Here is a 9,518-nt window from a genome sequence, read left to right on the forward strand (position 1 = left end):
AGCAATCCTCGGCCGCGCCGAGCGCACCCCAGGCGATGCCGTAGCGCGCGCTGTTGAGGCAGGTGAACGGGCCCTTCAGGCCGCGCACCTCGGGGAAGGCGTTCTCGGCCGGGCAGAACACCTTGTCCATCACGATCTCGCCGGTGACGCTGGCGCGCAGGCCGACCTTGCTGTGGATCGCCGGCGCCGACAGGCCCTTGGCGCCCTTGTCGAGGATGAAGCCGCGGATCGAGCCCTCGTCGTCCTTGGCCCAGACCACGAAGACGTCGGCGATCGGCGAGTTGGTGATCCACATCTTGGAGCCGGTCAGCTCGAAGCCGCCCGGCACGCTGCGCGCCCGCGTAACCATGCTGCCCGGGTCGGAACCGTGGTTGGGCTCGGTCAGGCCGAAGCAGCCGATCCATTCGCCGCGCGCGAGCTTGGGCAGGTACTTCTGCTTCTGCGCCTCGCTGCCGAAGGTCTCGATCGGCACCATGACCAGCGAGGACTGCACGCTCATCATCGAGCGATAGCCGGAGTCCACGCGCTCGACCTCGCGCGCCACGACGCCGTAGCAGACGTAGTTGAGGCCGGCGCCGCCGTAGGTTTCGGCGATGGTCGGACCCAGCAGGCCCAGTTCACCCATCTCGCGGAAGATCGCCGGGTCGGTCTTCTCGTGGCGGAAGGCCTCGAGCACCCGCGGCGCCAGGCGCTCCTGGCAATAGGCGCGGGCCGCATCCCGCACGGCGCGCTCGTCGGCGGTCAACTGCTGTTCCAGCAGCAGGGGGTCGTCCCAATGGAATGCGGCAGCGGCCATGCTTGTCTCCGGTGAGTCCATCGAGTTTAGCGGGCCACTTCCCGCCTGCTTGTCGCGCCGGTGGCAGGCCAGTTGCCGAGCACTCGATCAAAAAAGTCAGTGTTCGCTCGCTTCTTTTGCAAGTATTGATCGACATGATGTGCGATCGATCAATTTTCTGGATCGTGGCCTTCGAAACGCCTTTAGCACTCCGTTTGGCTGAGTGCTAATATCGTTGCAATGAAAGGAGGTTCTGGATGAGCACCGCTTCCATGAACACCGCTCTGAACCTGATCCCTGCCGCCGCGCCGTCGCAGGCGCTGGCGGTGCGCGACCCCTGGGCGCTGGTGCCCTCGCTGGGCGACCTGAACGCCTACATCTCGGCCGTCAACCGGCTGCCGATGTTGACGCTCGAGGAAGAACAGTCGCTCGGCCGCCGCCTGCGCGAAGAGCAGGACCTCGAGGCCGCCGGTCGCCTGGTGTTGTCGCACCTGCGCCTGGTGGTGTCGGTGTCGCGCCAGTACCTGGGCTACGGACTGCCGCACGGCGACCTGATCCAGGAAGGCAACGTCGGCCTGATGAAGGCGGTGAAGCGCTTCGACCCCGACCAGGGCGTGCGCCTGGTCAGCTACGCGCTGCACTGGATCAAGGCCGAGATCCACGAGTACGTGCTGAAGAACTGGCGCATGGTGAAGCTGGCCACGACCAAGGCCCAGCGCAAGCTGTTCTTCAACCTGCGCTCGATGAAGCAGGGCTTCAAGGGCGAGGCCGCCGACACGGACCTGCATCGCAGCACGCTCACCGACGCCGAGATCGACATCGTCGCGCGCGACCTCAAGGTCAAACGCGAGGAAGTGATCGAGATGGAGACCCGGCTGTCCGGTGGTGACGTCGCGCTCGAGCCGCAGACCGACGACGGCGAGGAGAGCTACGCGCCGATCGCCTACCTGGCCGACGAGAGCACCGAGCCGACCCGCGTGCTCGACGCCCAGCATCGCGACGCGCTGGCCGGCGACGGCATCCTGCAGGCGCTGGAGGTGCTGGACGCGCGCAGCCGCCGCATCGTCGAGGAGCGCTGGCTCAAGGTCAACGACAACGGCTCGGGCGGCATGACGCTGCACGACCTGGCGACCGAGTACGGCGTGAGCGCCGAGCGCATCCGCCAGATCGAGGTGGCGGCGATGAAGAAGATGAAGAAGGCGCTGAGCGGCTGGAACGCCTGATCGCGGCGGCTGTTTCAGCCCAGCAACTGCCGCAGGTCCGACGCCCAGGCCTCGACCGGCTGGCCGTAGCGCACGAACAGCCGGATGCGGCCCTGCGGGTCGTAGACCCAGGCGCCAGCCGTGTGGTCCATCGAGTAGCTACCCGGCTCCTTGCCCGGCACCTTCTGGAAGAAGGCCTTGTAGCTCTTGGCCAGCGCGGTGGTCTGCGCGAGGTCGCCACGCAAGGCGATGAAGCCCGGGTCGAAGCTGGCCATGTAGGCCTTCAGCAGCTCGGGCGTGTCGCGTTCGGGATCGACAGTGATGAAGACCGCCTGCAGGCGCTCGCCGTCGGCGCCGAGCAGCTTCTTGATCTGCGCCAGCTCGGCCATCGTCGTCGGGCAGACGTCGGGGCACTGCGTGTAGCCGAAGAAGACGACGACCGCGCGGCCCTTGAAGTCGGCCAGCGTCCGGGTCCGCCCCTCGACATCGGGCAGCGCGAAGTCGCGCGCGTATTCGGCGCCGGTGATGTCGATGCCCTTGAAGCCGGCCGAGGGCGCGGACGGGCCGCCCGGCTTGTCGCAGGCACCCACCAAGGCCAGCGAGGCGGCCGCACAGAGCATCGTCAGGACGCGACGTCGGATCATGGGGTCTCAGCCGCGCAGCAGCGGGTCCAGGTAGTGATCGAGCAGCAGCGCGGCGAACAGCAGCGACAGGTGCCAGATCGAGAAGCGGAAGGTGCGCCGTGCCAGCGCCTCGCTGTAGGCGCGCCACAGCTTGAAGGCGTAGCCGCAGAAACCCAGGCCGAGTGCCACGGCGCCGGCCAGGTAGAGCCAGCCACTCATGCCGTAGACGAAGGGCAGCAGCGTCGCCGCGAACAGCACGAAGGTGTAGAGCAGGATCTGCAGCCGCGTGAACTCGTTGCCGTGCGTCACCGGCAGCATCGGCAGGCCGGCGCGCGCGTAGTCCTCGGCGCGGTACAGCGCGAGCGCCCAGAAGTGCGGCGGCGTCCACAGGAAGATGATCAGGCACAGGATCCAGGGCTCGGCGCCGAGATCGCCACGCATCGCGGCCCAGCCCAGCACCGGCGGCATCGCGCCCGAGGCGCCGCCGATCACGATGTTCTGCGGTGTCGCCGGCTTCAGGAACACGGTGTAGACGATCGCGTAGCCGACGAAAGTGCCGAAGGTCAGCCACATCGTCAGCGCGTTGACCCAGACCCACAGCACCGCCATGCCGGCCGCGCACAGCGCGATCGCGAAGCTGAGCGTCTGCGCATTGGTCAACTCGCCCTTCGCGGTCGGCCGCCAGGCGGTGCGCTTCATGCGGGCGTCGATGTGCTGTTCGACCAAGCAGTTGAAGGCTGCCGCCGCGCTGGCCACGAGCCAGATGCCGACGGTCGCGGCCAGCGCCACGCCCCATGCCGCCAGCGAAGGCCAGCCCGGCACGGCCAGCAGCATGCCGATCGCCGCGCAGAACACGATCAGCTGCACCACGCGCGGCTTGGTCAGCGCGCTGAACTGGCGCCAGCGCGCCAGCCAGCCGTGGGCAGGAGTGGTCGAGGGGGCGAGGGTTTGAGCCATGGGCCGGCGGATTCTAGGGAGCACCGTGCGCCAGTCGCGCACCGGCCGCACGCGGTGCGACCGCGCTCGAGCGCGTGCGCAGCCACAGCGCCGTCATCACCAGCACCAGCGCCGCGGCTCCGCCGGTGTGGCTGACGGCCGCCAGCAGCGGCCAGCCGAGCACGACGTTGCTGATGCCGGTGGCCAGCTGCCACAGGCCGATGAAGGCCAGGCCGAAGGCCAGGCGCCGCAGGCGTGGATGCCGCGCCAGGCGCCAGGACAGAACGGCCATCGACGTCAGCAGCAGCAGCGCGACCGCGCGGTGCGACATGTGGATCGCGGTCAGCGCCTCGAAGGGCAACCAGCCCGCGCCGCCCTTGCCGGTACCCAGCGGTCGCAGGATCGCGAAGCCGTGCTCGAAATCCATCGCCGGCCACCAGCGGCCCTGGCAGGTCGGGAAGTCGGTGCAGGCCAGCACGGCGTAGTTGGTGCTGACCCAGGCGCCGAGCGCGATCTGCAGCAGCGCCAGTCCCGCGACCGCGACGAGGCCGCGCCGCAGGCCGGCGCCGACGGCGACGCGGTCGCCGCGCCCGCCCCAGGCCTGCACCGCGAGCAGCGCCAGCAGACCCAGCCCGCCCAGCAGGTGGGCGGTGACGATCGCCGGGTACAGCTTGAGCGTCACGGTCCATGCGCCGAAGGCCCCTTGCAGACAGACCCAGACGAGCGTCGCCGTCGCCAAGGCGGGTGATGCGGCCGAGCGGTCGCGCCGCCACGCCTGCCAGCTCAGCACCGTCATCGCGATGATCAGCACGCCGACGCCGGTGGCGAGATAGCGGTGGACCATCTCGACCCAGGCCTTGCCGTGCGTCACCGGGCCGGTCGGCTGCGCGGTCTGCGCGGCGTGGATCTCGTCGCGCGCGCCCAGCGGGCTGGCGCTGCCGTAGCAGCCCGGCCAGTCGGGACAGCCGAGGCCCGAGTCGGTGAGGCGCGTGAAGGCACCGAACAGCACCAGGTCGAAAGTCAGGAACAGCGTCAGCAGCGTCAGCACGCGCAGGCGCTGCGAAGCGTCGCCGCCGCGCGTGCGCGCCCACACCCAGGCCAGCGGGCCGAGCGCGATCACGAGACCCAGCAGCGCAAGCTGGGCCAGGGGGGCGAGGTCGATGCCGCTGCCGTCCATGGTCGGTGCTCAGCGTCCGGGCTGGTCCCAGCTGGCCGAGGCGCGCAGCAGCTTGTCGAGGTCGCGCTTGATCCGCGCGGGTTCGCTCGGCGCCGGGAAACGCATCATGTAGTTGCCCAGCGGGTCGACGACGTGCAGGTGCGCCGACAGCATCTGGCCGGGCGCGGCCTGGAGCCAGCGCTCGAGCGCCTGGCGCGGCACGCGCAGCACGGTCGCACCCTGCAGCGCCGCGGCGAGCTCGGTCCGCACTGGCGCCGCGTCGTCGACCAGCCAGACGCGGTCGACGCGGTCCTTCTCGCGGCCCAGCGCCTCGCGCAGCTGCCGCTGCAGGTAGAGCTGGCGCTCGCACAGGGCGTCGCAGGCGCCGCCGCCGACGGTGACCAGCAGCCACTGGCCGTGCAGGCTCGCCGGCGCGACAGCCTGGCCCGCCAGGTCGGTGAGCGGCAGCGCCGTGGCATCGGGCAAGGCTCGCTGTGGCTGGATCAGCTCGCCGTGGTTGGTGCGGCCCTGCGGCCGGATCACGTAGTAGGTGAGGTAGGACGCCACCACCGGCGCCGCGCAGACCAGCAGCACCAGCAGCATCTTCAGCCGGCCGCTGCGCACCCGTCCGTCGGCCAGTGCCGGTGTCGGCAGGCTGTGGACGGCGAAGCTCAGCGGCTGCTCGGCCGCGGCCTCAAGCGCGCGTCCGTCGCCGCCGTAGCCAGGGTTGGAGGACTTGGAACCAGACATACAGACCGATCAGCAGGAGGGTCAGCGCGAACCACTGGAAGGCATAGCCGTAGTGCTTGTGCACGTCGACGGCCGGTGCGGGCCAGCGACGCTGCAGGCCGTCATGGCCGGCAGCACCGACATTGCCGTCGTCGCCGGCGTCAATCTGCAGCACCGACAACGGCCGCAGTGCCAGCCCCGTCTCGCGCGCATAGGCACCGAGGTCGAGATTCTGCCGGAGCGGGCCCGTGTCGGGGCCGTCGAAGGCATAAAGCGAAGCGGGCGGTGGGGCGATCCGGCCGACGATGCGGACCTCGCCCGCCGGCGTGGGCACGACCGGCACGCGCGCACGGTCGCGCAAGTCGCGCGGCGCCCAGCCGCGCTGCACCAGCACGGCGTCGCCCGACCCGAGCTCCAGCGGCGTCAGCAGGTAGAAGCCAGGCCGGCCGTCCATCTGCCGGTTGTCGAGGAAGACGCTGAACTCCGGCCGCCAGCGTCCCTGCAGCACGATGCGCCGCTGGTGCTGCGACGCCGCCTCGGTCGCGTCGCGCGCCAGCGCGCCGGCCGGCAGCGGCGGCTGCGCGCCGCGCGTGTCGATCGCGGCCTGCAAGGCCAGCTTCTGCGCCGCGCGGTCCAGTTGCCAGACGCCCAGCCGCGCCGTCAGCGCCACACCGGCCAGCGCCGCGAGCAGCACGATGATCGGGCGCCGACGACCCTTCACGCCGCGCCCCCGCCGGCGATGCCATACATTGCAGCCATGAAGTGGATCATGGGACTGGCCTTCATCGGCATCCTCGTCGCCCTCGCCGGCGCCGGACGGGCGATGCTGCAGGACGGCCGCGACGGCGCGCCCAAGACCAACCGCATGGTGCGCGCGCTGGCCTGGCGGATCGGGCTGTCGGTGGCCTTGTTCACGTTCATCCTGGTGGCCTACAAGCTGGGCTGGATCGCGCCGACCGGGCTGCCGCTGCAGCCCAAATGAAAAGAGCGCCGGAGGCGCTCTTTCCGCAGGGCGCAGCCGGCGTCTTCAGGTCCAGTAGACCATCAGGTACAGGCCGAGCCACACCACGTCGACGAAGTGCCAGTACCACGCCGCGCCCTCGAAGCCGAAGTGGCGCTCGGGCGTGAAGTGGCCCTTCATCAGCCGGATCGTGATGAACAGCAGCATCAGCATGCCGACCAGCACGTGGAAGCCGTGGAAGCCGGTCAGCATGAAGAAGGTCGAGCCGTAGACGCCGCTGCTGAGCTTGAGGTTCAGGTCGTTGTAGGCGTGGGCGTACTCGTAGCCCTGGACGCCGACGAAGGTCGCGCCCAGCAGCACGGTGATCCACATCCAGGCGATGGTCTTGGCGCGATGGTTCTCGCGCAGCGCGTGGTGGGCGATCGTCAGCGTGACGCCCGAGGTCAGCAGCAGCGCGGTGTTGATCGTCGGCAGCCAGAACGGGCCCATCGTCGTGAAGGGCTCGACGATGCCGGCCGGCGAGGCCGTGATGCCGGCGCCGGCGCTGGGCCACTGCGCCTTAAAGTCGGGCCACAACAGCGCGTGCTCGAGGTCGCCGAGATTGGGCACCGAGTGCAGCCGCAGCCAGTACAGCGCACCGAAGAAGGCGCCGAAGAACATCACCTCCGAGAAGATGAACCAGCTCATGCTCCAGCGGAAGGACACGTCGATCCGGCTGCCGTAGAGGCCGCTCTCGCTCTCGTGGATCGCGTCGCGGAACCACGCCTGCAGCACGAAGGCGAACCACAGGAAGCCGAACAGCAGCGAGTACGCGCCCCAGCCGTGGCCGTTGATCCACTGGCCGGCGCCGAGGATCACGAAGAAGAGGCCGATCGAGGCCATCACCGGGTGCCGCGACGGCGCGGGCACGAAATAGTAGGGCTGGTGCCCGTGCGGGGTTGCTGCCGACATGTTTTGCTCCTGAATGCTCCGCTGTCCTGATGTCCTGCTCCGCAACGACGCCGAAGCGCCGCCGCCCCTCGATCCCTCGTCCCGCCTAGGCAGCCACCCCGCTGCCGATCACCCAGCGCACCAGGGCCAGCAGCACGCCGATGAACACCAGCACGCCCAGCACGCCGGCCACCACCACGTGCAGCGGGTTGATCCGGCTCACGTCGTGCTCGTAGTCGCTGCTGCGGCGCACGCCGAAGAAGGACCATGCGACGGCCTTCATCGTCTGCCCGAACGAACCCTTGCGCTGCACCGCGGCCTTGAAGTCGGCGCCGCTCACGAGCCCGCCCTCCCGGTGGGGGCCACGCTGGCCAGCGGCGCCGCCGGCGTCTTGCCGCCGACCTCGAAGAAGGTGTAGCTCAGCGTGATCGTCTTGACGTCGCGCGGCAGCTTGGGGTCGATGTAGAACACGACCGGCCACTGCTTGGCCTCGCCGGGCTGCAACTGGTACTCGTTGAAGCAGAAGCACTCCAGCTTGTTGAAGTGCGGCGACGCCTGCTGCGGCGCATAGCTGGGGATCGCCTGCGCGGCCATCGACCGGTTCTGCACGTTGCGGAACTCGTACATCACCGTCGTCAGCTCACCGGGGTGGACCTCGAGCGAGCGCACCGCCGGCTTGAAGTCCCAGGGCCCGCGCGCGTTCGCATCGAACTCGACGGTGATGCTGCGGCTGCGGTCGACCTGGCTGTTGGCCGGCAGGCGCCCGCCCGTCCCGTTGACCACCTGCTCGGAGCGCGACAGCACGTTGATGCCCAGCGCCTCGCAGATGTGGCGGTAGATCGGGATCAGCGCATAGCCGAAGGCGAACATCATCCCCGCGACCACCGTCAGCTTGACGAGCAGCCGGCGGTTGTCGCCGTTCAGCAGGCTGGCGGCGGTGCGACGCTCGCGGCGAGGAGGAGTGCTCATGCCATCCGCCCTCAGCCACCCAGCAGCACGATCTTCACCGCGAAGCCGATCGCGAAGGCCGCCGCCACCGAGACCAGGATCAGGCCCAGTCGCAGGTTGCCCTTGCGTTGCTCGGGGGTGAGGGCCATCTCTGCCTCGACCTCGCTGTGCGTGCGGCCGTCAGCCGACGATCTTGGTCGCCGCGGCGTTGAGCTTCGGCGGGTTCTCGAAGGTGTGGAAGGGCGCCGGCGACGGCACTTCCCACTCGAGGCCTTCCGCGCCGTCCCACGGCTTCTGCGGCGCCTTCTCGCCCTTGCCCAGCATGCCGGGCAACACGACGAAGAACACGAAGTAGACCTGCATCAGCCCGAAGCCGAAGGCGCCCACCGAGGCCAGCATGTTGAAGTCGGCGAACTGCATCGGGTAGTCGGCATAGCGGCGTGGCATGCCCGCGAGACCCAGGAAGTGCATCGGGAAGAAGGTCACGTTGAAGAAGATCAGCGAACCCCAGAAGTGGATCTTGCCGCGCGTCTCGGAGTACATCACGCCGGTCCACTTGGGCGCCCAGTAGTAGTAGCCGCTGAACATCGCGTACAGCGAGCCGGCCACCAGCACGTAGTGGAAGTGGGCGACGACGTAGTAGGTGTCCTGCAGCTGGATGTCGACCGGCGCGATCGCGAGGATCAGGCCGGTGAAGCCACCCATCGTGAACACGAAAATGAAGCCGACCGCGAACAGCATCGGCGTCTCGAAGGTCATCGAGCCGCGCCACATCGTCGCGATCCAGTTGAAGATCTTCACCGCCGTCGGCACGGCGATCAGCATCGTGGCGTACATGAAGAACAGCTGGCCGGTCACCGGCATGCCGGTCGTGAACATGTGGTGTGCCCACACGATGAACGACAGGATGGCGATCGACGAGGTCGCGTAGACCATCGAGGTGTAGCCGAACAGGCGCTTGCGCGCGAAGGCCGGCACGACCTGGCTGATGATGCCGAAGGCCGGCAGGATCATGATGTAGACCTCGGGGTGCCCGAAGAACCAGAAGATGTGCTGGTACATCACCGGGTCGCCGCCGCCGGCCGGATTGAAGAACGACGTGCCGAAGTGGCGGTCGGTCAGCGTCATGGTGATCGCCCCCGCGAGCACCGGCATCACCGCGATCAGCAGGTAGGCGGTGATCAGCCAGGTCCAGGCGAACATCGGCATCTTCATCAGCGTCATGCCGGGCGCGCGCATGTTGAGGATGGTGACGATG

General features: G+C 69.0%; 13 protein-coding genes. 2 read left to right on the top strand and 11 right to left on the bottom strand.

Going from position 1 to position 9,518, the window contains the following annotated elements; translation table 11 throughout:
* Nucleotides 1-796: acyl-CoA dehydrogenase family protein (locus tag QZV97_RS19460; RefSeq protein ID WP_295646684.1), on the bottom strand; the 796-nt coding region annotated here is incomplete at its 3' end.
* 251 nt (nucleotides 797-1,047) lie between these two features.
* On the opposite strand from QZV97_RS19460, the gene rpoH reads away from it, so the two are divergent.
* The gene (gene rpoH / locus QZV97_RS19465; RefSeq protein ID WP_295646719.1) at nucleotides 1,048-1,998 is read left to right on the top strand and encodes an RNA polymerase sigma factor RpoH; all 951 of its coding nucleotides are present in this window, start codon (nucleotides 1,048-1,050) and stop codon (nucleotides 1,996-1,998) included.
* Between the two features lie 14 nt (nucleotides 1,999-2,012).
* On the opposite strand, the gene QZV97_RS19470 is transcribed toward rpoH, so the two are convergent.
* Genes QZV97_RS19470 through QZV97_RS19490 form a run of 5 tightly spaced genes read right to left on the bottom strand, consistent with a single transcriptional unit; the run spans nucleotide 2,013 to nucleotide 6,142 of the window.
* The gene (locus tag QZV97_RS19470) at nucleotides 2,013-2,621 is read right to left on the bottom strand and encodes an SCO family protein (RefSeq protein ID WP_295646687.1); all 609 of its coding nucleotides are present in this window, start codon (nucleotides 2,619-2,621) and stop codon (nucleotides 2,013-2,015) included.
* A gap of 6 nt (nucleotides 2,622-2,627) precedes the next feature.
* Nucleotides 2,628-3,557, bottom strand: a complete 930-nt coding sequence (cyoE, locus tag QZV97_RS19475) for a heme o synthase (RefSeq protein ID WP_295646691.1) — start codon at nucleotides 3,555-3,557, stop codon at nucleotides 2,628-2,630.
* A 13-nt stretch (nucleotides 3,558-3,570) separates the two neighbouring features.
* A complete protein-coding gene (locus tag QZV97_RS19480) occupies nucleotides 3,571-4,713 on the bottom strand; it encodes a heme A synthase (protein WP_295646694.1) in 1,143 nt (380 codons plus the stop codon).
* 9 nt (nucleotides 4,714-4,722) lie between these two features.
* The gene (locus QZV97_RS19485; RefSeq protein ID WP_295646697.1) at nucleotides 4,723-5,442 is read right to left on the bottom strand and encodes a hypothetical protein; all 720 of its coding nucleotides are present in this window, start codon (nucleotides 5,440-5,442) and stop codon (nucleotides 4,723-4,725) included.
* Entirely contained in the window at nucleotides 5,387-6,142 is a 756-nt protein-coding gene (locus QZV97_RS19490; RefSeq protein ID WP_295646700.1) for an SURF1 family protein, read from the bottom strand. The genes QZV97_RS19485 and QZV97_RS19490 overlap by 56 nt, the downstream gene beginning before the upstream one ends.
* A gap of 36 nt (nucleotides 6,143-6,178) precedes the next feature.
* On the opposite strand from QZV97_RS19490, the gene QZV97_RS19495 reads away from it, so the two are divergent.
* Entirely contained in the window at nucleotides 6,179-6,403 is a 225-nt protein-coding gene (locus QZV97_RS19495) for a DUF2909 domain-containing protein (RefSeq protein WP_295646703.1), read from the top strand.
* A 45-nt stretch (nucleotides 6,404-6,448) separates the two neighbouring features.
* Here the strand turns inward: QZV97_RS19495 and QZV97_RS19500 are convergent, their stop codons facing one another.
* The 5 genes from QZV97_RS19500 to QZV97_RS19520 all read right to left on the bottom strand — a co-directional run.
* Complete coding sequence (locus tag QZV97_RS19500) at nucleotides 6,449-7,333, bottom strand: cytochrome c oxidase subunit 3 (RefSeq protein WP_295646705.1); 885 nt, start codon at nucleotides 7,331-7,333, stop codon at nucleotides 6,449-6,451.
* A gap of 85 nt (nucleotides 7,334-7,418) precedes the next feature.
* The gene (locus QZV97_RS19505) at nucleotides 7,419-7,652 is read right to left on the bottom strand and encodes a DUF2970 domain-containing protein (protein WP_366558921.1); all 234 of its coding nucleotides are present in this window, start codon (nucleotides 7,650-7,652) and stop codon (nucleotides 7,419-7,421) included.
* Nucleotides 7,649-8,281 (bottom strand): cytochrome c oxidase assembly protein, encoded by a 633-nt coding sequence (locus QZV97_RS19510; protein WP_295646708.1) that lies wholly within the window; start codon nucleotides 8,279-8,281, stop codon nucleotides 7,649-7,651. The genes QZV97_RS19505 and QZV97_RS19510 overlap by 4 nt, the downstream gene beginning before the upstream one ends.
* An 11-nt stretch (nucleotides 8,282-8,292) precedes the next feature.
* On the bottom strand, nucleotides 8,293-8,409 hold the full coding sequence (locus tag QZV97_RS19515) for a cytochrome oxidase small assembly protein (RefSeq protein WP_295646711.1): 117 nt from the start codon (nucleotides 8,407-8,409) through the stop codon (nucleotides 8,293-8,295).
* A gap of 31 nt (nucleotides 8,410-8,440) precedes the next feature.
* A partial coding sequence (locus QZV97_RS19520; RefSeq protein WP_295646714.1) for a cbb3-type cytochrome c oxidase subunit I occupies nucleotides 8,441-9,518 on the bottom strand: 1,078 nt, incomplete at its 5' end.

Origin of the sequence: uncultured Methylibium sp., from assembly GCF_902826655.1 — a bacterium.
Lineage (GTDB): Bacteria > Pseudomonadota > Gammaproteobacteria > Burkholderiales > Burkholderiaceae_C > Methylibium.